Source organism: Flavobacterium sp. ENC (assembly GCF_020991415.1).
GTDB lineage: Bacteria > Bacteroidota > Bacteroidia > Flavobacteriales > Flavobacteriaceae > Flavobacterium.
Genome location: NZ_JAJMOY010000002.1, coordinates 819,060 through 842,238, shown reverse-complemented (window position 1 = coordinate 842,238; position 23,179 = coordinate 819,060). Strand labels below are relative to the sequence as shown.

20 protein-coding genes are annotated in these 23,179 nt (G+C 35.1%); 12 read left to right on the top strand and 8 right to left on the bottom strand.

Going from position 1 to position 23,179, the window contains the following annotated elements; all coding sequences use genetic code 11:
- Positions 1–58 precede the first annotated feature (58 nt).
- The gene (locus LPB89_RS08220) at positions 59–391 is read right to left on the bottom strand and encodes a translation initiation factor (RefSeq protein ID WP_127339924.1); all 333 of its coding nucleotides are present in this window, start codon (positions 389–391) and stop codon (positions 59–61) included.
- Between the two features lie 116 nt (positions 392–507).
- On the bottom strand, positions 508–1,458 hold the full coding sequence (locus LPB89_RS08215; RefSeq protein WP_230701276.1) for an isopenicillin N synthase family oxygenase: 951 nt from the start codon (positions 1,456–1,458) through the stop codon (positions 508–510).
- Between the two features lie 347 nt (positions 1,459–1,805).
- Here LPB89_RS08215 and LPB89_RS08210 point away from each other — a divergent pair, with 347 nt between their 5' ends.
- The gene (locus LPB89_RS08210) at positions 1,806–3,782 is read left to right on the top strand and encodes a thiamine pyrophosphate-dependent enzyme (protein WP_230701275.1); all 1,977 of its coding nucleotides are present in this window, start codon (positions 1,806–1,808) and stop codon (positions 3,780–3,782) included.
- Between the two features lie 50 nt (positions 3,783–3,832).
- Complete coding sequence (locus LPB89_RS08205) at positions 3,833–5,575, top strand: DUF885 domain-containing protein (RefSeq protein WP_230701274.1); 1,743 nt, start codon at positions 3,833–3,835, stop codon at positions 5,573–5,575.
- 118 nt (positions 5,576–5,693) lie between these two features.
- Here LPB89_RS08205 and LPB89_RS08200 read toward each other — a convergent pair whose 3' ends face one another.
- Positions 5,694–6,095: a glyoxalase gene (locus tag LPB89_RS08200; protein ID WP_230701273.1), complete on the bottom strand. Its 402-nt coding sequence runs from the start codon at positions 6,093–6,095 to the stop codon at positions 5,694–5,696.
- Between the two features lie 70 nt (positions 6,096–6,165).
- Here LPB89_RS08200 and LPB89_RS08195 point away from each other — a divergent pair, with 70 nt between their 5' ends.
- On the top strand, positions 6,166–6,549 hold the full coding sequence (locus tag LPB89_RS08195) for an acyl-CoA thioesterase (protein WP_127339929.1): 384 nt from the start codon (positions 6,166–6,168) through the stop codon (positions 6,547–6,549).
- A 49-nt stretch (positions 6,550–6,598) separates the two neighbouring features.
- Positions 6,599–7,042, top strand: a complete 444-nt coding sequence (locus tag LPB89_RS08190) for a hypothetical protein (protein WP_230701272.1) — start codon at positions 6,599–6,601, stop codon at positions 7,040–7,042.
- 364 nt (positions 7,043–7,406) lie between these two features.
- Here the strand turns inward: LPB89_RS08190 and LPB89_RS08185 are convergent, their stop codons facing one another.
- Entirely contained in the window at positions 7,407–8,663 is a 1,257-nt protein-coding gene (locus LPB89_RS08185) for a mechanosensitive ion channel family protein (protein ID WP_230701271.1), read from the bottom strand.
- Complete coding sequence (locus tag LPB89_RS08180; protein ID WP_230701270.1) at positions 8,656–8,943, bottom strand: DUF3817 domain-containing protein; 288 nt, start codon at positions 8,941–8,943, stop codon at positions 8,656–8,658. The genes LPB89_RS08185 and LPB89_RS08180 overlap by 8 nt, the downstream gene beginning before the upstream one ends.
- A gap of 103 nt (positions 8,944–9,046) precedes the next feature.
- On the opposite strand from LPB89_RS08180, the gene LPB89_RS08175 reads away from it, so the two are divergent.
- From LPB89_RS08175 to LPB89_RS08160, 4 genes are all read left to right on the top strand, one after another.
- Positions 9,047–9,577 (top strand): DUF6155 family protein, encoded by a 531-nt coding sequence (locus LPB89_RS08175; RefSeq protein WP_230701269.1) that lies wholly within the window; start codon positions 9,047–9,049, stop codon positions 9,575–9,577.
- Between the two features lie 111 nt (positions 9,578–9,688).
- Positions 9,689–11,227 (top strand): DEAD/DEAH box helicase, encoded by a 1,539-nt coding sequence (locus tag LPB89_RS08170; RefSeq protein ID WP_230701268.1) that lies wholly within the window; start codon positions 9,689–9,691, stop codon positions 11,225–11,227.
- A 101-nt stretch (positions 11,228–11,328) separates the two neighbouring features.
- Entirely contained in the window at positions 11,329–12,663 is a 1,335-nt protein-coding gene (locus LPB89_RS08165; RefSeq protein ID WP_230701267.1) for a DEAD/DEAH box helicase, read from the top strand.
- A gap of 85 nt (positions 12,664–12,748) precedes the next feature.
- On the top strand, positions 12,749–14,008 hold the full coding sequence (locus LPB89_RS08160) for an NAD(P)/FAD-dependent oxidoreductase (RefSeq protein WP_230701266.1): 1,260 nt from the start codon (positions 12,749–12,751) through the stop codon (positions 14,006–14,008).
- A 212-nt stretch (positions 14,009–14,220) separates the two neighbouring features.
- On the opposite strand, the gene LPB89_RS08155 is transcribed toward LPB89_RS08160, so the two are convergent.
- A complete protein-coding gene (locus LPB89_RS08155; RefSeq protein ID WP_230701265.1) occupies positions 14,221–15,450 on the bottom strand; it encodes a multidrug effflux MFS transporter in 1,230 nt (409 codons plus the stop codon).
- Positions 15,451–15,594: 144 nt separating this feature from the next.
- Here LPB89_RS08155 and LPB89_RS08150 point away from each other — a divergent pair, with 144 nt between their 5' ends.
- Entirely contained in the window at positions 15,595–16,014 is a 420-nt protein-coding gene (locus LPB89_RS08150; protein WP_127339938.1) for a hypothetical protein, read from the top strand.
- Between the two features lie 89 nt (positions 16,015–16,103).
- Complete coding sequence (locus LPB89_RS08145) at positions 16,104–16,487, top strand: hypothetical protein (RefSeq protein WP_230701264.1); 384 nt, start codon at positions 16,104–16,106, stop codon at positions 16,485–16,487.
- Positions 16,488–16,507: 20 nt separating this feature from the next.
- On the opposite strand, the gene LPB89_RS08140 is transcribed toward LPB89_RS08145, so the two are convergent.
- On the bottom strand, positions 16,508–16,903 hold the full coding sequence (locus tag LPB89_RS08140; protein WP_230701263.1) for a helix-turn-helix transcriptional regulator: 396 nt from the start codon (positions 16,901–16,903) through the stop codon (positions 16,508–16,510).
- Positions 16,904–17,566: 663 nt separating this feature from the next.
- Here LPB89_RS08140 and LPB89_RS08135 point away from each other — a divergent pair.
- Complete coding sequence (locus LPB89_RS08135; protein WP_230701262.1) at positions 17,567–19,483, top strand: DUF294 nucleotidyltransferase-like domain-containing protein; 1,917 nt, start codon at positions 17,567–17,569, stop codon at positions 19,481–19,483.
- A 3-nt stretch (positions 19,484–19,486) separates the two neighbouring features.
- On the top strand, positions 19,487–20,083 hold the full coding sequence (locus LPB89_RS08130; RefSeq protein ID WP_230701261.1) for a 3'-5' exonuclease: 597 nt from the start codon (positions 19,487–19,489) through the stop codon (positions 20,081–20,083).
- Positions 20,084–20,819: 736 nt separating this feature from the next.
- Here the strand turns inward: LPB89_RS08130 and acs are convergent.
- Positions 20,820–22,730: an acetate--CoA ligase gene (acs, locus tag LPB89_RS08125; protein WP_230701260.1), complete on the bottom strand. Its 1,911-nt coding sequence runs from the start codon at positions 22,728–22,730 to the stop codon at positions 20,820–20,822.
- Positions 22,731–23,179 lie beyond the last annotated feature (449 nt).

Sequence of the window (23,179 nt, the reverse complement as noted above, 5' to 3'; positions counted from 1 at the left end):
CTGAGTTTTTTTCTGAAATTTTAAATCTATAAATCTAAACTCTAAAATCAGAAATCTCCTATCCTCCAACTCTTTTGGTTTTAAATCCTTTTTCTTTTAAAATGGCCATAATTTTATCGCGGTAATCCCCCTGAATGATAATGGAATCATCCTTGAAGGTGCCGCCGACGCTTAGTTTCGTTTTGATTTCTTTCGCTAAAATTTTAAAGTCCTCATCACTGCCTTCGTAGCCTTCGATTATGGTGGTTGCTTTTCCTTTTCTTTTTTCGAATTTGCAGATCATGGGCTCTTTCTGAACATAAAGCACGTGATCTTCCTGCTGAACTTCTTCAGGTTCAGTGGATTCAATATGATCGGGAAACAAATTTTTTAACTGATCTTGTAAATCCATAAAGCTTTTATTGTAAAAAAATAAATTTCAACTATTAAGGTTTTTAAAAATTAAATTCCAAATTCCAATGGAATCTTGGAATTTGGAATTTTAATATTGGAATTCATTTAAGTTTTTTATTTTTTGATCAAACCTAAATCGACTAAACGTTCGTATAAGTAGTCTCCTGCCGTAATGTCTTCAAATTTCTTGGGATTTTCAGCATCAATACAATTTTCCAGGCAATCCAGGCGCATATCGCTTACAGGATGCATAAAAAACGGAATAGAATAACGTGAAGTTCCCCATAATTCCCTTGGCGGATTTACTACCTGGTGAATCGTCGATTTTAATTTGTTATTGGTATGTCTTGACAACATATCCCCAACATTGATCACTAATTCATCATCCTGCGCGATAGCATCAATCCATTCGCCATCGTGATTCTGAACTTGTAATCCTTTACCCTGAGCACCCATTAAAAGTGTGATCAGGTTGATATCTCCGTGAGCCGCAGCACGAATGGCATTTTCTGGCTCAGAAGTGATAGGAGGGTAGTGAATTGGTCTTAAAATAGAATTTCCTTCTTTCGCGTACTGGTCAAAATAAAATTCATCCAAACCTAAATGTAAAGCCAGCGCTCGTAATACATAAATGCCTGTTTTTTCAAGCATTTGGTAGGCTTCTTTACCCACTGCGTTAAAACGTGGTAATTCTTTAACTTCTACATTATCCGGATATTCTGAAGCGTATTTGGAATCTTTATCAACGTATTGACCAAAATGCCAGAATTCTTTTAAATCTCCCTCTTTTCGCCCTTTGGCATGTTCTTTTCCAAAAGAAACATAACCTCTCTGACCACCAATTCCGGGAATTTCATAATTATGCTTGGTTTCTACTGGCAAGGCGAAAAATTTTCTTATTTCACCATAAAGTTCGTCTACCAGCTGATCATCAAGAAAATGACCTTTTAGGGCTACGAAGCCAATGTTTTCAAATGCACTGCCGATTTCATTTACAAATTTTTGTTTACGTTCCGGGTCGCCCGAAAGGAAATCACGTAAGTCTACACTAGGAATGTTTTGCATACTTTACATTTTTTATTTAAAGATAAAAGACATAGAAAAGTCTTTCAATAACAAAGGTAGATAATATTTTATATTTGAATTTTAAATTTTTAGATAAAATTCATTTGTTAGTTGATTCCGAATATCTACATGCCCCTTATTTTGCTTTCTAAACACTACATTTGAATACCAATCCTGTGATTAAGAATAAAAATGCACTTTTATAAAGAAAAAGAATCCGGCAGTTATTAATTTTTCTATTTTTATTTCTGCTAACAATAAACTTTAAAAAATTTAATTATTTAACAAATACTGTTAAAATTGTTATATTTTTATATATTTGAAGACTATAAAAAAACAACCTGAAAATGATCTTTTACAGACAAAACTTAACCGATTCGCAACTTTTAGATTTATATAAAAAAATACTAAAACCCAGATTAATAGAAGAGAAAATGCTCATCCTGATCCGTCAGGGTAAAGTATCCAAATGGTTTTCCGGAATAGGGCAGGAAGCCATAGCAGTAGGAGTTACCGCTGCTTTGGACGAATCAGAATATGTATTGCCGATGCACCGTAATCTCGGTGTTTTCACGACAAGAAATATTCCGTTGTACCGATTATTCTCGCAATGGCAGGGAAAAGCAAACGGTTTTACCAAAGGAAGAGATCGTAGTTTTCACTTCGGAACACAGGAATACAATATTATTGGTATGATTTCACATCTAGGTCCGCAATTGGGGATCGCAGACGGAATTGCACTTGCCGACAAACTTAAGGACAACAAAAAAGTAACCGCCGTTTTTACCGGTGAAGGCGCTACAAGCGAAGGGGACTTTCACGAAGCCCTGAATATTGCCGCTGTCTGGAAATTGCCGGTAATGTTTATCATTGAAAACAATGGTTACGGTCTTTCGACACCAACCAATGAACAATACCTTTGCGAAAATCTCGCCGACAAAGGCATTGGTTATGGTATTGAAAGTTATATTATCGACGGTAATAATATTGTTGAAGTCTACAATAAACTGATGCAGCTTAAGGCTGAAATGATTGAAAACCCGCATCCGGTTTTATTGGAATTTAAAACCTTCAGAATGCGCGGCCATGAAGAGGCGAGTGGTACGAAATATGTTCCTCAGGAATTAATGGACGAATGGGCAGCGAAAGATCCTGTGGCCAATTACAGGACCTATTTAACAGAAGCCGGGATTCTGACAGCCGAATTTGACGAAGCTTTGCACAGCGAAATCAAACAGGAAATAGACGAAAATCTGGCCATTGCCAATGCAGAACCTGAAATTGTTCCTACCTACAGTGGAGAATTAGATGATGTTTATAAACCGTATCAACATGAGGAAGTTAACCCATCATCTTCATCTGAAAATATTCGCTTTATTGACGCCATTCGCAATGGTTTAAATCAATCCATGCAGCGTCATAAAAACCTCGTTATTATGGGGCAGGATATTGCCGAATATGGCGGGGCATTTAAAATTACAGATGGTTTTGTAGAACTCTACGGAAAAGGCCGCATACGTAATACACCTATTTGCGAAAGTGCCGTCGTTTCGGCCGGAATGGGCTTATCCATTAATGGTTATAAGGCAATTGTAGAAATGCAGTTTGCCGATTTTGTTTCAACAGGTTTCAATCCAATTGTCAATTTACTGGCAAAATCGCATTACCGCTGGGGAGAAAATGCCGATGTAGTGGTTCGTATGCCTTGTGGTGGCGGAACTCAGGCGGGACCTTTCCATTCACAGACCAATGAAGCGTGGTTTACTAAAACTCCGGGATTAAAAGTAGTCTATCCGGCTTTTCCTTATGATGCCAAAGGTTTATTAAATACTTCGATTAATGACCCGAATCCGGTTTTGTTTTTTGAACATAAACAATTGTACCGCAGCGTTTATCAGGATGTTCCCGAAGATTATTATACAATCCCTTTAGGAAAAGCAGCGTTATTGAAGGAAGGAAATGCCGTTACGATTATTGCTTTTGGAGCTCCGGTACACTGGGCTTTGCAGACGTTGGCTCAAAACCCTGAAATAGAAGCCGACCTGATTGATTTAAGAACTTTGCAGCCATTGGACACTGAAGCGATTTTTGCATCTGTTAAAAAGACAGGAAAAGTAATTATTTATCAGGAAGATACTTTGTTTGGCGGAATTGCAAGTGATATTTCAGCTTTGATTATGGAAGAATGTTTTGAATACCTCGATGCTCCGGTAAAAAGAGTGGCAAGTCTTGATTCTCCTATTCCTTTCACAAAAGCACTTGAAGATCAGTTTTTACCTAAAAATCGTTTTGAAGAAGTTTTATTGGAATTATTACAATATTAAGCTTATTTTACAGCACCTTAAAACCTCTTAGTATTACTAAATAATAAATTATGAAAAAACTGCTTATTCCACTTTGTGCTATAACAATACTGGTTTCCTGTAATAAAAGTGCAAAAAGTACTGCTGATGCTTCTGTAGATAAAAAATTCGATCACTATAAAGATGGATTTGTTAGCGCATTATGGGAAGTATACCCGGGCTGGGCGTCGAGCGTAGGCTATCATAAACTGGACAGTGTTTTGGTCATTCCGGATAGTAAAGACGAAAAAAAGCAACTGGATTTTGTTGCTGCGCAATTAGATTCGTTGAAACAATATGACATTGACGATTTATCAGATAAGAATAAAACGGATTTCTACATGATAAAGAATCAAATGGATGCTATTATTTTCAGTACGAAAAAAATGAAATCTTCCGAGTGGAATCCTTCTGAATATAATGTCTGTGGTTCTTTTGCGGAAATCCTGAACGGAAGCTATGATTCTCTGGAAATTCGTTTGAAAACTTTTAATACGAAGATGAACGGAATTCCTGCCTACTATGAAGCTGCAAAAAAGAATATCAAAAACCCAACTTTAGAGCACACGGAACTTGCCATAGCACAAAATTTAGGCGGATCGTCTGTTTTTGAAGGTGAACTGACCACTGCTTTGGACAAAAGTAAATTAACTGCTGCCGAGAAAAAAGAAATATTGGACAAAGCCAAAGTTTCTGTCAAAGCAATTGCAGATTATGTAGACTGGCTGAAAAAATTACCTAACAAAACACCTCGTTCTTTCAGATTAGGAACCGAATTGTATGCTGAGAAATTTGATTTGGACATTCAGTCTGGCTATAATGCAGATCAGATCTATAAAATAGCGGTTGACCATAAAAAAGACCTGCATGACAAGATGTTTGTGCTTGCTGACAAACTTTGGACTAAATACAAAGGAACAGCACCCAAACCAGCTGATAAATTAGATTTAATCAAACAGGTCATTGATAAAATTTCATTGCAGCATACCACTCCTGAAAAGTTCCAGTCAGAAATTGAAAAACAAATTCCGGAACTGACCGCTTATGTAAAAGCAAAAGATTTATTGTACATCGATCCGTCAAAACCACTTGTAGTGCGAAAAGAGCCTGCATACATGGCGGGAGTAGCAGGAGCATCGATCTCTGCACCGGGACCTTATGACAAAAATGCGAACACCTATTATAACGTAGGAAGCATGTCGGGCTGGACAGCAGAGAATTCTGAGAGCTATTTACGTGAATATAACAATTATATTCTTCAGATCTTAAACATACACGAAGCAATTCCGGGACATTACACCCAATTAGTCTATAGCAATCAATCGCCAAGTATTATAAAATCAATTTTAGGAAATGGTGCAATGGTAGAAGGATGGGCGGTTTATGCCGAAAAAATGATGCTGGAAAGCGGTTACAAGAATTCAGATGAAATGTGGCTGATGTATTATAAGTGGAATCTAAGAACTACTTGTAACACCATTTTAGACATTAGTGTGCACACAAAAAATATGTCTAAGGAAGAAGCTATGATATTGCTTACCAGAGAAGCTTTTCAGCAACAAGCCGAAGCAGAAGGGAAGTGGAAGCGCGTCACATTATCACAAGTCCAATTATGTTCTTATTTTACAGGATATACGGAGATTTATAATTTAAGAGAAGAACTTAAAAAACAAGAAGGAGATAAATTTAACCTGAAAAAATTTCATGAAAAATTCCTGAGTTTTGGAAGCGCTCCGGTAAAATACATTAAGGAATTGATGTTATCTAAAGAGTAATTCAAAAAAAGAGGCTTTTTCCGGTAGTGGAAAAAGCCTCTTTTTTTTAAGTATTCAGTCTCAGTCTCAGTCTCAGTTGAAACTTGAAACCTGAAACTTGAAACCTGAAACAAAAAAACTACCCCGCCTGTACTTCAAACAGCTGCACCTGGCTTTTCAAACGTTCGATAAGCAAGTTCATCATTCGTTTATTTAAGCTTGACGAATTTTGAATGTAAGTTTCATATTCTTCAATAGTAAAAAGTGCCATCACGATTCCTTTAAGTGAATTTCTGAACTTAATATCTTTCTGAATAGAATTTTCAATCGTCTGAAGCTTCTTTTCGACCGTGTAGGAATAGAAATCGGCTTTGTTTTTATTTACGTAGTTGGCAAAAACCGCAATAAACAAATCGTTCTGCAGTTTTAAAATAGGCCTGATGGTCTGATTCTGGAACAACTCATCTGCTGAAGACTGAGCACTTACAGTTCCTAAAGTTTCGCCTCTGAATTCTTTTAAAAAAGTGTCTCTGTCTGTCATGTTTTTTCTTTAAAATTAAAGAAAAAATCCGATAGTAAAAACCTATTTTTGTTTTATATAAAATAAAAATATGCGATTTCATACCAGAAAGTGGGTTAAGCCTCAGGACTTAAATCCAAACGGAACTTTATTTGGCGGACATTTATTGTCCTGGATTGACGAAGAACTGGCATTGTACAGTATTATTCAGTTACAGAATCAAAAAGTGGTGACCAAATACATGTCTGAGATTAATTTCAAAAGTTCCGCCAGACAAGGAGACATTGTTGAAATCGGAATTGATGTTGTAAAATTCGGCAACACTTCCCTGGTGCTCAAATGTGCTGTAAGAAACATGATGACCCGCGAAATCATTATCACAATTGACAACGCTACAATGGTCAATTTAGATGAAAGCGGCAAACCGCTAGCACACGGAAAAACGCAGATCGAATTTGTAAAAGACCGTCTATAAGTAAATCTTCAATGCTGTTTAAAGCGTAAATTGTTTTAAAAATCAGAACATGCCAAAAGTTCCTAAAATCATCCTTTCATTTGTGCTTTTCATTCTTATATTTTCCTGTAATTCCAGAGAAGGAAAAGAAAAGTACCAAAAGACTCTATATCGTGCCGTAAATAAAAAAGACACTGCCGTTCTGGAAATCAACATGAACGATAAACGATTCTTTGGCCGATATGAAATTTCGCATTATGGAGTAGGGAAGGACTCCGGAGATATACGCGGGGACATAAAAGGAGATACTTTGCGCGGAGATTACCACTATCTGACTTTTGGAGGAAGCTGGAAGAGAGTGCCTTTAGCGCTCCTGAAAAAAGATAACAAATTATTTTTGGGAAAAGGGGTGGTGGGAACCTATTTCAATCTTCCGTGTTTTGTTCCGGACGTTCCCATAGAATATCATAATTCAGCCTTTATCTTCGAAGAAATCAAAACTGAAGAAAAATAAAAATTAAACCATATAAGTGATTTAAGTTCATGTAAGCGTTATTTGATCTGCACTTAAATTACTTATATGGTAAAAAAATATTCCAATCTGTCAATTAAAACTAAGAAACAAACAATACAGCCAGTTTAAAGCAAAGCTTAAATGCACTTAAATTACTTATATGGTAAAAAAAATATTCCAATCTGTCAATTAAAAGTAAGAAACAAACCATACAGCCAGTTTAAAGCAAAGCTTAAATGAACTCAAATTACTTATATGGTAAAAAAAATATTCCAATCTGTCAATTAAAACGAAGAAACAAACCATACAGCCAGTTTAAAGCAAAGCTTAAATGAACTCAAATGATTTATATGGTAAAAAAAAATCAATCCAATCGGCCAATTTGAGATGGCAGTTCAAATATATCCAGATCAAAATAGATCACTGAAGCCATTACATGATCAAAAATATCAGCCATGATGTATTCGTAATTTGCCCAGCGTTTATCACTTGAAAAAGCATAAATTTCCAAAGGAACTCCATGTGCTGTAGATTGTAACTGACGGCACATGATATGCATATCCTTATTCAATCCGGGATGTGTCACCAAATACTGCATGATATATTTTCGAAACAAGCCCAGATTGGTCATATTTCGGCCATTCAGAGCCAATGATTTATCAACTCCTCTTAAATCGTTGTATTTTTCAATTTCAGCCTGTCTGGTTTCAATGTAAGAACTGATTAGCTGCACTTTTTTCATCAGGTTCAGATCTTCGTTATTTAAAAAACGAATGCTGCTGCTTTTTATCAAAATATGCCTCTTAATACGACGGCCGTCCGATTTTTGCATACCTCGCCAGTTCTGGAAAGAATCGGAACTCAAAGCATAGGTTGGAATGGTAGTAATCGTATTGTCAAAATTTCGGACTTTTACTGTCGTAAGGTTGATTTCGATCACATCTCCGTCCGCGCCGAATTTATCCATCGTAATCCAGTCTCCAATTCGGACCATATCATTTATAGCTACCTGAACACTGGATACAAATCCAAGAATAGTATCCCTGAAAATTAAGATTATAATCGCGGAAAGAGTCCCTAAAATAGTCAGGAGTTCTCCTTGCTTGATACCGAACAATTTCGAAATAATGATGGCAACACCAAATATCCAAAGGATAATCATGATAACCTGAACGAAACTGTCAATAGGTTTGTCGCTGTATTCCGGTTTTTGTTTTAAATAATCGCGTAAAGAATTAAAAATGGTACGAACAATCCATAATCCAAGCAAAACGATATAAACACCTACAATTTTTCCAAAGATCAGTTCCCAGTATTCATATTTGTCCAAAATCACCGGAACCGCTTTGTAAATAAAGAAAAACGGAATTAAATACGCCGTATATCGTGTTGTTTTATTCTGGATCAGGTAATCATCAAATTTGGTTTTGGTACGCTGTGCAAAAACAGCCGTTAACGTCACCAGCACAAATTTGGCTGCATAATAGATAATATACGCCAGCGCCACTAAAATAACAATATTGAAAATCAGGCTGATATAAGACGCAAAATTACGGCTCATTCCCCAATCCCTGAAAACCGGATACAAACAGTTAAATATTTTATCCAAAAACTTATGCATTATGCTCTAAATATTTTTTCTCGATATAAAAAGTTCCAAACGGAATAAGGGAAGCAATTAAAATAATTCCAAAAGTTTTTAAATCCCAGTTTTGAGATTTTTTCAATAAAAAGGCTAAAACAATATAGCCAATAAATAATACTCCGTGCGTCATTCCTAACGGACGTAATAAAGTATGATAAAGTTCGGGATTGTTGTTTTTAATAATAAGCATATTAGCAAATAAAACTAAATAGGAGATTCCCTCTAAAATTGCTGTAACTTTAAAAATCTTGAGCATGTATTTATTTTTTGAGTTTATACAGGCAAAATTAAGTATTATCGACGGCATTTTGAGTATGAATGCCAAAAGTAATTTACTTTTGTAATCTTAAACTTTGATAATGAGTAAGCGCGATTTAAAAAAATATTTAGCCGAATTAAATAAAGAACAGCTCGAAGAACAAATTATCGAATTGTATGAAAAATTTAGTCCGGTAAAAGTCTATTATGATTTTGCTTTTAACCCGAAAGAAGATAAACTTTTGCAGGAATGCAAAGTTAAAATCTCTCATGAATATTTCCCCATTAAAAAGCCCAATGCAAAATGGCGTCCCAAAGCAAAAATGCGGCGTTCTGTGGCACAAAAATATATCAAACACTTTATTTCACTTGGAGTCGATCCATTTGTGATTGCCGATGTCATGTTGTTTAACCTTGAAATTGCCCAGACCTTTTCTTCTCAAAATTTCATAAAGCAGGAATTGTTCTACAAAAGCATGCTTAATTCTTTCGAACAGGTTGTAAATTTCACCATCTCAAACGGAATTTTAAATGAATTTAAGGAAAGAATACTGGCTGTCGAACAACAAACAATTCAACAAAAATGGAAAAACAGGTATGATTTTGAGACAATTTTAGATAAAATCGCCTAATAAAAACACTTCCCTTAAAAAATCTTATTAAAAAGAATCATTTATTTTAGGTTAAAATAAGATGAATAACTGTTTTTTAGGTGTACTTTTGCAAAAATCCAAAAATTTACAATGTCTCAAAACACTTTAGAAATAGAAAGAGAAGAGAAAAAAGAACTTTATGCATACCAAAAAGGCGACATTGACGCTATTTTTGATCGTTTAGACAATGCTCCAGCTCAACATCATTTATTATATCAACTGCCAACCGGTGGAGGAAAAACAGTTATTTTTTCCGAGATCGTTCGTCGTTATTTAGCTAATAATGACAAAAAAGTAGTGGTATTGACGCACCGTATCGAACTTTGTAAGCAGACTTCAAAAATGCTGAAAGGTTTTGGTGTTTCTAATAAAATAATCAATAGTAAAGTAAAAGAATTACCGGATCAGAACGAGTTCTCTTGTTTCGTGGCCATGGTAGAAACTTTAAAAAACCGTATTAATGATGAAAAATTACATCTGGATAATATCGGTTTGGTTATTATTGATGAGGCGCATTACAATTCATTCCGTAAATTATTAAACTCATTCAAAAATGCTTTTATTCTTGGAGTAACAGCAACACCTTTGAGTTCAAATATAAAATTACCAATGCACCAAAGTTATGATGAACTTATCGTAGGAGATACGATTAGCTCATTAATTGACAAAGGATTTTTGGCGCGTGCTACAACCTATAGCTATGATGTGGGCCTAACCTCACTGAAAGTAGGTATCAACGGGGATTATACCGTAAAATCATCAGACGATTTATATACGAATACCATCATGCAGGAAAAACTTTTGCATGCTTATACAGAACGTTCATTAGGTAAAAAAACGCTGATTTTCAACAATGGTATCCATACATCCTTATATGTATATGAAACCTTCAGGGAAGCCGGTTACGATATCAGACACCTGGATAACACCAGCAGTGCCGAAGAACGTAAGGATATTTTGCAATGGTTCAAGAAAACTCCCGATGCGATTTTAACTTCGGTTGGAATCTTAACCACTGGTTTTGATGAACCTACTGTGGAGACTATTATCTTAAACAGAGCGACGAAATCATTAACTTTATACTACCAGATGATTGGCCGCGGATCTCGTAAATTACCTGGTAAAGACGAGTTTACAGTGATTGATTTAGGAAATAATGCCGCACGTTTTGGATTGTGGAGCGAGCCGGTTAACTGGCAGCACATTTTTAAATCACCTGAATTTTACTTAGAAAACCTTCGTGATGATACTGAAATCGAATTGTACTTCAAATACAGCATGCCTCCGGAATTACGTGCCAAATTCAGTAAAACTGCCGACGTTACTTTTGATGTCGATGAAGAACACAAACTAATCATAAAACAAAATTTACGTTCTAAAGTGGTATTAGACAAGTCATTAGAGCAACATGCATCAATGTGTGTGGATAACACTGAAACTTTACAGGAAGCTAAATCTCTTGGTAAAGAACTGGATGATGATATCGAATGCCGTATTAAACGTTATGCAAAATGCCTGAGCCAGTGCAGTAAAAATTACCGCGAATGGCTGGTGGACGATTATAAATTAAAAATGGTTCTGCTAATCGGTAAAAAATACCGTGAAAAAATCATGAACGAGCCGGATTGATCCAAAAAAGATTAAAAAAGTTTCAGGTTTCATGTTTCAGGTTATTGGAATCTGTAGCTAACCTGAAACATGAAACAAAAAAATAATAACAAAAACACAAAATGTCTAAACCATTCTCAGCATTAGGAATTTCAGCACCCATTTTAAAAGCATTAAGCGAATTGAATATCGTTGAACCAACAGAAATTCAACAAAAAACCATTCCGCTTCTTTTAGCTGAGACTCATGACTTAGTAGGTTTAGCCAAAACCGGAACAGGTAAAACAGCTGCTTTCGGATTGCCTTTACTGCAATTAATCAATACAGAATCACCAATTGTACAGGCCATTATTCTGGTTCCTACCAGAGAACTTGGACAACAGATTTTTAGAAACCTGGAAGATTTTGGAAAACATATTCCAAATATCTCAATTGCTTCCACTTGTGGTGGTATTCCAATAAAACCGCAAATAGAACGCCTTACACAACCTACGCATATTGTGGTTGCGACTCCGGGACGTTTAATCGATTTGATTCAGCGTAAAGCCATCGATTTAAAACAAACCCAATACCTGGTTTTAGACGAAGCCGATGAAATGGTTTCCATCCTTAAAGAAAGTTTAGACGAAATCGTCGCTGAACTTCCTAAAAAACACCGCACTTTATTATTCTCCGCTACTTTGCCGGGAACTATCAAGCAATTGATTCAGAATTACTTAGACAAAAATGTAGTTCAGGTGAGCGCCAATATGGAAACTGTTGGAAACCAAGGAATTGATCACGAATACATCGTTGTGGATCCCATTGAAAAACTGGATGTTTTAATGCATTTCCTAAACTCAAAAGAAGGCGAGCGCGGAATTATCTTCTGTAAAACCAAAGCCGCAGTCAATAAACTGGCTAAAAATCTTGCCATAAACCGTTTTTCTTCAGGAGCACTGCACGGTAGTCTTTCACAGGGAATTCGTGACAGAATCATGGAGCAATTTCGTGAAGGACATATTAATATCCTTGTTGCCACAGATTTGGCTGCCAGAGGAATAGACGTAAAAGAAATTTCGTATGTCGTGAATTACCACTTGCCGGATACGTATGAAAATTATGTACACCGCAGCGGAAGAACAGCTAGAGCAGGAGCAAAGGGACTTTCCTTAACAGTCCTGCAAGAGGAAGAAACCATTGAAATTCCGGAATTCGAAAAAGAACTGGGAATAAAATTCACTCAGTTTCAAAAACCTTCCGTAGTCAGTTTAGAAGAAAATAACACATTATTATGGGCCAAACAAATCTTCAAAACAAAACCCAATCAGGAGATTTCTGCCGATTTAAAAACAAAGGTAAAAACTGTTTTTCACCATTTAACAAAAGACGAACTGATCGAGAAATTGTTAGCCAATTATGTTTTGCAAAACAAAATCGATATAGTGGAAAAACCTGTTAAAAAATTCAAAAAGTAACTTCCAATGACTTTGTAACTGTTAAATTATGTTGTACTTTTAAGGTGATTTAAAAGAAAATAATCTTATTCGTAAAACAATATATATGAAAATAGTCATTATTGGAGGTGGTTTTGCAGGTTTGAATCTCGCGAAAGAACTTGTTAATCAGCCTCAGATACAAGTAACGCTTGTAGACAAGAACAATTATAATTTTTTTCCACCACTTATATATCAGGTTGCAACTGCTTTTTTAGAACCTTCAAGTATCAGCTATCCGTTCAGGAAATTTTTTGCCGGTAAAAAGAACCTTCAATTTCGTCTTGGCGAATTAGTTTCTGTTGTTCCCGCTGAAAATAAAATAATCCTTAACAACGGTGAACTTGACTACGATTATCTTGTTTTTGCCACAGGTGCCGAAACAAGCTATTTTGGAATGGAAAACGTAATGAAAAACGCAATTCCGATGAAAACCTTAAATGATGCCATCGAAATGCGAAATACGTTACTTAAAAACCTTGAAAAAGCAGCAATAACCAAAGATATCCGAAAACGCCGCAAATTATTGACGATCGTTGTCGCCGGTGGGGGACCTACAGGAGTGGAAGTTTCCGGAATGTTTGCTGAAATGCGAAAAAATATTCTGCTGAAGGAATACCCGGAACTGGAAACATCAGCCAGTAATGTTTATTTAGTCGATGGAGGAGATGCCTTATTGGCTCCAATGAGCGAAGCTTCCCAAAAAGATACCCTTGAAGCACTTACCAATCTGGGTGTTGTAGTGAAACTACACAGCCGTGTTACCGATTATATTGATGATACCGTACATTTTGAAAATGGCGAAACCATCAAAACCAAAAATCTGATTTGGGCTGCAGGAGTTTCGGCTAAGATTTTCGACGGAATTCCAAAAGAAAGTTATGGGCGTGGCCGTCGTATGGCAACGGATCAGTTTAATAAAGTAAACGGACTCGAAAATATTTATGCCATTGGTGATACCGCAATTTTAGCCGGAGATGCAAAATTTCCTGACGGACATCCGCAGGTAGCACAAGTTGCCATTCAGCAAGGACTTAATTTAGCTAAAAACTTTAAAGCAGTCATTAAGAACAAGCCTCTTAAACCTTTTGTTTATAATGACAAAGGTTCAATGGCAATTATAGGAAAAAACAAAGCGGTAGTAGATTTACCAAGTCCAAAATGGCATTTCAAAGGATTTTTTGCCTGGATTATCTGGTTGTTTATCCACCTGATTTCATTAATAACATATCGAAACAGAATAAACACTTTTTATAACTGGATGATAGCCTATTTTGCAAGTGATCAGTCGCTTAGAATGATTATCAGGCCGGATAAAAGAAGCTAAAAATGGGAGAATTTTCAATTTTTTAAAATTCCAAATTCCACACGTGTTATGGAAATTTGAAAGCATAAAAAAGCCGGAATTATTAAATTCTGGCTTTTTTATGTCATTTTGCGTCATTTCGACGAAGGAGATTACAAGTCAACAGAGTTGGAATTTGGACCCGAGCGCCAGCGAACAGGCGAAGCAATTTTTTAAAAATTGGAATTTAACTTTTAATGCCCAGCTAAAACATCATCATTTTCAGAGACTTCTATTTTTTCCTTAATAAAACGTTTACCAACATTCAAAACAATAAGAGCAATAATCGTAGTTGTTGTCATAATCAAAACCATTGGCGCTACGGAATCTTTTACAAAAACTCCAACAGCAAACGACGCCAAAGCACCTAACCCTAACTGGATAGCGCCCATTAAAGCGGAAGCACTTCCGGCATTTTTAGCAAAAGGAGCCATGGTGAGCCCGGCAGTATTTGGATTTGAAATTCCCAGACAGCCGAGGAATAAAAAAAGCATTATTATAGTTTGATAGAGCCCTAACAAACCATTCAGGGAAAGAATAAGAAAAACAATACTAACAACAGACTGCAAAATTAAGGCTGCAAAAATCATTTGTTCACTCGAAAATTTCTTGAGTAAAAGTGAATTCAACTGACTTGAACCAATAAAACTAACGGACATAAAGGCGAAAATCCAGCCGTACGTTTTAGCATCGACATGATAGATATCCATAAAAATTATAGGAGAGGCCGCTACATAAGTAAATAAGCCGGAAAAAGCAATTGAACCCGTAAAAGCGTAGGTATAAAACTGCGGCTCCTTAAGCACCTTGACAAAGTTAGAAATGATTGGTTTCGGTTTTAAAGAAATTGAAGGATCCGGCTTGTAACTGTTGGGTAAACCAATTTGCGAAGCAATTAAAACAGCAATTCCCATAAACATCAGTATCAAAAACACGATATGCCAGCCGTAATCTTCCGTTACATAACCTCCAATTGTAGGCGCTAGCATTGGCGAAAGCCCAAGAACAAGCATCAATAAAGAAAATACTTTCGGAATATCTTTCACAGGAAACAAATCCCTTACCATGGCTACAGAAGCTACTGTTGCAGCACAGCTTCCAACAGCCTGAATAAAACGTAAAAGGATAAAGGAATCAATATCGCTCACGTAAACGCATCCCAATGAAGCAAGTATATAAATCATCAAACCTATAAACAATGGTTTTTTACGCCCAAAACGATCTAATAAAGGTCCGTAAAGAAGCTGTCCGGCAGAAATTCCAATAAAATAACTCGATAAACTTATTGAAACTTTGGCTACAGTAGTATGGAGATCTTTTGCAATACCTGAAAAACCAGGCAAATACATATCGATCGAAAAAGGTCCAAGTGCCGTTAGAGAGCCTAAAATAAGAATAAGTTTGATGTATTTTTTTGTTGTCATTTTCTTAAAACTTTGCTTTTTATTTCGTGCAAAGATAAATATTTAGTACCTTGTTAGAGATAATAATCACTTTTAATATAAAAAATGGTTATTATGTAAGTTTTCAAAAATGTTTTGAAACTTTAAACCTTAAAATTTAAATTTATGAAAAAATTCGCCTTATTATTAGCTCTTACTTTTACAACAATTTCATTTGCACAATCTATTACAACAAAAATTGAGGATGCAAATGCCGACCAATATGCATTACTTGAAATGGTAAATAAATATTATCCGGACATTACCTTAAACAAGTCCGTTACCAATTTTTATGCTGATGGTAAAATCATCGACACACAACAGGAATTCAATTTGACGACTTCAAAATTTTCAAGCTATAAATTAGGAATCGAACCAGACAATAAAAAATTATTATTTGAATACGTTTCAGATGAAACCGGAAAAGTTTGGGGAGATGTTCAAATATTTAAAGGAAATGCTTTAAGAACAACTTTCTCTGAAAAAAATAACGAGATAAATGTTTCGCTAAACGGAAAATCAGTTTACCTGAAAAAAATCAAGTAATATTTCTTTTGAAACACGAGAAAGCATCACGAAAGTGATGCTTTTTTCTTTTATATTTGAAATTCAATTATTTTAAAGTTTTCGTTCAAATGAGAAAAATTATCCTGTTTGTATTATTTATTTCTTTTTCAGCATATTCACAAACCAATCAGTTTAACGGAACCTGGAGTAATGAAAATTGTAAAAGCTGTAGTAAAGAATATATTTTAAGTTTGAATATAGCACAGTCCAACAATAAAATTTACGGAACCGCTGAAGTGACCAGCAAAGACGAAAAACTAAATTCCGGAATTATGGAAATTACCGGATATGTTTATGTTCTTGGAGAAAAAGCACAGATTACCTTAAAAGCAAGAGACGGAGCTTCAGCCACTGCGGTTTTATTTGTGAATGACGGCGTGATACAATTGAGTAAAAGAGGCGGATTTGATTTGATTCCAAAAGAAGCGATTCTGACGAAGTTATCCGAGTAGAAAAGCTAACAACCTTAAGACTATTTCTCCCGAATCAATTTCTCCAATCTGTTTATCATTTCCTTTTGCTGTTCAAGCATACGCTCGTAAAGCTCGACCATTTTATCTAAAGGATTGAAGGTAGGCTGGTTATTAAAAAAAGCTGGTTGTTGGCAATTATCAAAAGAGGCAGTGTTTGAGATTATATTTATCGCTTGTTCTTCATCAAAATTCTTTATAGCATCCGCAGGCACTTTAAGAATTTTAGCAACCTGGTCTAAAATATCATTTTCAATCAATTCTTTTTGCTCCAAAAGAGAAATTTTCTTCTGATTCCAGTCATCACCCAATTCATAGGCAAGGACTTCTTGTTTTATACCCAGCATTTCACGGAAACGCTTTATATTTCGACCCTGATGTATTTTCTTTTCCAGCATATTAAGTATGTATCATAAATGTCAAATATAAGATTTTTACCTCGAATAATTAAGCGATATTGAAAAGAATACTTTAAAGTAATTGTACTTAACCGAAAATCTGTTTATTGAAAAAAAATAAAATAATTTTCAAATATGGGAAATTTGAAGCATCACATATTACGTGATGCTTTTTTATTTGAACACATATAAATCCGTTATTTGAAATTTAAAAATTTTATTTCTCAAATAAGAGAAAATTTAAAGCCGTCAATACTATGAATTTGAATTCGTATAAATCTCATATTGGAAATAAAGTAATTTGTTTTTCAGAATATGAGATTTCAGAATAAAGGGTATAGTATCTGCAAACACAAGGAAGTACAAATAATGAAGCTGGTGTCTGTCAATTCAGCATGTATAATTTGAACTATAATTTATATTATGTAAAATAGAATATTTATAAAACCCTTCCAAATAACTAATTATTGCTTCTCAAAAATAAAAGAATTAGAAAAATTATGCAATACTTCATTATCAGTGATTTGAAATAATAAAAAAAGAAAAATATGCCTCTCAGATAACATATTCCTAGTTTTACTTAAAATCGTACAGATGCTTTCATTGTAAGACTTTATTTTATTATTTTTACATTCGATACTTTAAAAAAATTATCAAAAATATATGAATACAATTGCTGAGCATATCGCAGATTTTTTAAAAGAATATCAGCCCTTTAAAAATCTGACTTTTCAGGAACTATCTGATATTGCAACTAATATTCGTGTGATCAACTTAGAAAAACACGCGGTATTGTTTCAAAATAATGACATCCTGCATGATAGTTTTTATGTGGTAGCTTCAGGCGTTATAAATCTGACGACAATTGCTGATGCTGAAGAAACGATTATAAACAAATGTCATGAAGGTGATATTTTTGGCTTGCGTCCGTTTTTTGCTAAAAACAACTATATGATGACCGCTAAGGCTCGTGAAGAAAGTATTGTGTATGCAATACCTATAGCTGTTTTCAGACCTTTTGTGGCTAATAATTCTGATGTTTTAAACTTTTTATTAGAAAGTTTTGCAACAAACTCCAGACATACCAAAGACAGTGTCAGTTCTAACGGAAAACTGATTTCTGATACTTCATTTTATGTAGATCAGCAGTCAGAAATGCAATATATACAATCCCTTACTTACAATAATTCACCATTAAAAACAGAAGCACATCATATTGTAAAAGATGTTGCTATTTTAATGACTGAAGCAATGGTAGATAACATTGTTGTTTGCGAAAAAAATCATCCGATTGGTATTGTAACAGATGCAGATTTATCATCAAAAATTGCTACAGGCCGCTATCCTATTACGGAAACCATTGATAAAATCATGTCATCGCCCGTTGTAACAGTATTGGAAAATGTTTCTTTGGCCGAGGCACAATTACTAATGCTGAAATATAATGTGACGCATTTATGTGTTACTAAGGACGGTACTAGTAAATCTGCCGTGAAAGGAATTATATCCGAACACGATTTAATTGTTGCCCAGGCTAGTAATCCCGGCGTTCTGATCAAAGAAATCAAACGTTCGCAACTTCCAAAAGATTTAAAACAAATACGCGATCGTTTGTCTGATTTAATTCAGAATTCGATTCAGAAAAATATTCCAATTTCACATGTTAGTAATATTGCAAGTGAAATAAACCTGGCCATTATAAAACGTTCAGTGGAATTATCCATTTTAGACCTGGGCTCACCTCCTGCCCGATTTGCGTGGTTAAGCATTGGTAGTCAGGGTCGTAAAGAACAGCTTTTGCTAACAGATCAGGACAGCATCTTAATATTTGAAGATGTCACTCCGGAAAAGTACAGGGATGTTAAAGATTATTTTTTACGATTGGCCAAAAGAACTACGGCAATCTTAGAAAAAGTGGGTTACGAACTTTGTCCAAACGGTCATATGGGAAGCAATATGTTATGGTGTAAATCATTGACCGACTGGACAAAACAATACAACAGCTGGATGAATACTCCAGGTGAAAACAGCAATGATTTGAGTAGTATCTTCTTTGATTATGAAATTGTTTTCGGAGAACCGAAAATCGAAGAAGCCATCGAGAATGTTATTTTCAAAAATGCCGTCAACAACACTTTGTTTTTTGATTTCCTGGGTAATGACGCTTTAAAGAAAAATTCTCCCCTGAGCTTTTTCAAAAAATTCCTGGTAGAAGAAGATGGTCCGAATAAAGGGAAATTTGATATAAAAACCCGTGCATTAATGCCTTTAATTGATGGTGCACGTTTACTAATTTTGAATTCGAATATTAAAGGGATACAAAATACTTATTTAAGATTCAAGCAATTAGCGATCACTGATTCTAAAAATGCGGAGATCTACCTAAGTTGTGCCGAAGCTTTTTTAATATTATCAAAATTCAGAACTGTCGAAGGGTTAAAAAATGATGATTCAGGTCAATTTATCAATCTGAGAGAAATGTCTAAAAGTGATAAAGAAAAATTGAAAAACGCTTTAACACCAATGAAAGACCTTGAAGAATTAATTAAGAACAAATTCCAACTTACACAATTTTCCTAAAATATGCTTGACTGGATTAAAAATATCAACAAAGAACATCCTGATTTCTGGAAAGATTACCTGACCAAATTCGAAACAAAACCCAATAGATTTGTAGTGATGTCTACAGAAACTTCCGGTCTGAATCCGAATAAGGATGTGATTTTATCTTTAGGGGCTTTTTCTGTAGTTGATGACAGCGTTATTATTAAGGATAGCTTTGAGTCTGTTTTGCTGCAGTATAAATTTCTGGAAGACAATGGTCTTTCAAATGAATTCATTATTGAAAGCAAAATGATAAAAATGGAAGAGCCTAAAGCAATTGAGGCATTTATCAACTTTTTGGGCAATGCTGTTTTAGTGGGACATCATATCAATTTTGACGTCGAAATGATTAACAGCGCCTTGGAACGACTGGATTGCGGAAGACTGAAAAATGAAGCTTTGGATGTTGATATGATGTACAGAAAATTAATGGATATCAATGACAAACAGTTTTCACTTGATGATTTATGCGACATTTATAAAATTCCAAGAAGTGACAGGAATTCATCATCTGAGGATGCTTACCGGATTGCTCTTTTGTTTTTGAAATTAAAATCCCGTTTGGGAATTAAATAAATAAAACGATGTCAGACTGAGCGAAGTCGAAGCTTCCGCAAAGTGATTCTGCATGACGGACTTCGACTTCGCTCAGTCTGACAGGATTTTCAGTTTTGGAAACTGATTACATAAAAAATGCCTCTTAAAATTAAGAGGCATTTTATTTTCTATTGAAAAAAGCTAAGCTAAAAATCTTTAATAAGATATAAAAAACGATTGTCTGGCTCAGCGAAGTCGAAGCTTCCGCAAAGTGATTCTGCATGACGGACTTCGACTTCGCTCAGTCTGACAGGATTTTCAGTTTTGGAAACTGATTATATAAAAAATGCCCCTTAAAATTAAGAGGCATTTTATTTTCTATTGAAAAAAGCTAAGCTGAAAAGCTTTAACAAGATATAAAAAAACGATTGTCTGGCTGAGCGAAGTCGAAGTCCCCCCGCAAAGTGATTCTGCATGACGGACTTCGACTTCGCTCAGTCTGACAGGATTTTCAGTTTTGGAAACTGATTATATAAAAAATGCCTCTTAAAATTAAGAGGCATTTTATTTTCTATTGAAAAAAGCTAAGCTGAAAATCTTAACAAGATATAAAAAACGATTGTCTGGCTGAGCGAAGTCGAAGCTTCCGCAAAGTGATTCTGCATGACGGACTTCGACTTCGCTCAGTCTGACAGGATTTTCAGTTTTGGAAACTGATTCTATAAAAAATGCCTCTTAATTTTAAGAGGCATTTTATTTATTTCAATTTGCTTTTTTAAGCAATCCTGTCTTTCGTAATTTCTTCCACAACTTCCGGGTTCAGCAAAGTCGAAGTGTCACCAAAATTAGAAAAATCGCCTTCTGCTATTTTACGTAAAATTCTACGCATAATTTTTCCCGAACGTGTTTTAGGTAATCCGGAAACGAATTGAATTTTATCCAGTTTTGCAATCGGTCCGATATGATCTGAAATATACTGATTGATTTCTTTTGATAAATTTTCTTTGTTTCTTACTTCTCCTGTTTCTTTCAGTATGACATAACCATATAACGCATTTCCTTTGATATCATGCGGGAAACCAACAATTGCAGATTCTGCAACAGCAGGATGTTCGTTAATGGCATCTTCGATAGGAGCAGTTCCCAGATTGTGTCCTGAAACAATCACAACATCATCAACCCTTCCCGTAATTCTGTAGTAGCCTACTTCATCTCTCAAAGCGCCATCACCGGTAAAATATTTACCAGGAAAAGCAGAAAAGTACGTGTCTTTATAGCGGTCATGATCTCCCCAGATTGTTCTGGCAATTCCCGGCCATGGAAATTTAATACACAAGCTTCCTACCACTTGGTTTCCTTCAATTTCATTACGTTTTTCATCCATTAAAACAGGCTGGATTCCAGGTAATGGTAAAGTGGCATAGGTTGGTTTTGTTGGTGTGACAAATGCAATTGGCGAAATCATGATTCCACCGGTTTCTGTCTGCCACCAGGTATCTACAACAGGACATCTTTTATCTCCCACATGGTCATTGAACCAGTGCCATGCTTCTTCGTTGATTGGTTCTCCAACAGATCCAATAACTTTCAGCGATTTCAGAGGATATTTTTGAATATAATCCAGACTTTCTTTTGCTAAGGAACGGATTGCCGTTGGTGCCGTATAAAATTGTGTGATTTTATGTTTTTCAATAATCTCCCAAAAACGGCTGAAATCCGGATAAGACGGAACGCCTTCAAAAATTACGGTTGTTCCTCCGTTTAATAAAGGTCCGTATAAAATATAAGAGTGGCCTGTAATCCAGCCAATGTCTGCCGTACACCAGAAAATATCATTTTCTTCGTGACTAAAAACATTTTTAAAAGTATAAGCCGTGTAAACCATATATCCGGCAGTAGTGTGTACCATTCCTTTTGGTTTTCCTGTTGATCCGGAAGTATACAGGATAAACAAAGGATCTTCAGCATCCATAATTTCAGCAACACTATTATCTATAGCAGCATCTAATAAAGGCTGCAACCACATGTCGCGACCGTCTTTCATTTTAACTTCAGTCTGAGTTCTTTTCACGACCAAAACTTTAGAAACAGACGGACAAGTATCCAGTGCTTCGTCTACAATTCCTTTCAGGTCAATGGTTTTGTTTCCTCTGTAGCCACCATCTGATGTGATTACCATTTTACACTCGCAATCGTTAATCCTTGCTGACACAGCTGATGCCGAAAATCCTGCAAAAATTACAGAGTGAATGGCTCCAATTCTGGCACAGGCCAATACTGCAACTGCCAATTCCGGAATCATTGGTAAATAAATACAAACTCTGTCTCCCTTACGAACTCCCTGCTCACGCAAAACGTTTGCCATTCTTGACACACGTTCATAAAGTTCGTTGTACGTTATATGTAAAGCTTCCTCCGAAGGATCGTTCGGTTCAAAAATGATTGCCGTTTTTTCTCCTCTTTTGCTGAGATGTCTATCAATACAGTTTTTGGTAATATTAACTTTTGCCTCTGTAAACCATTTTACTTCAGCATCCGCCATATTAAAATCAACTACTTTTTCCCATTGTTGGTACCAGGTAAAATTTTCCTCTGCTATTTTTCCCCAAAATTTTCTTGGTTCCCTTATTGACTTATTGTAATGTTTAAAATATTGTTCTAAATTTTCAATTTTATAATAACTCATATGTTTTTGGAATTTTTTATAAATGTATTAAATCTGTGCGTATTCTTAAAATTATTTAATTCATAAATTTTAGCATAAAAAAACATATATTAAAAAAAATGTCGTTTTTTTATGAATTTAATATAAAAATACAAGTTTTATGATAAATTGCATATCACAAAAAAGGCACAATAAATAAATATCATGCCTTTTGGTTTTAACAATTTCAATAACAATTAATTTTTTTTATGTAATGTGTATTACAATGCTTCATTTTACTTTGAAAATAGCAGCATTTTATTAATTAATATAGAAATCTATACAAGTATATTTATTGCTAAACATACCCCATTATTCGGGATTACCTTCACTTAACTTACAAACTCACAGCAGTTAAGTGAATACAATATGCATCTATATCCATATTATCTTAATAAGTGCTTACTAATTCAAAATATTACATAAAACAG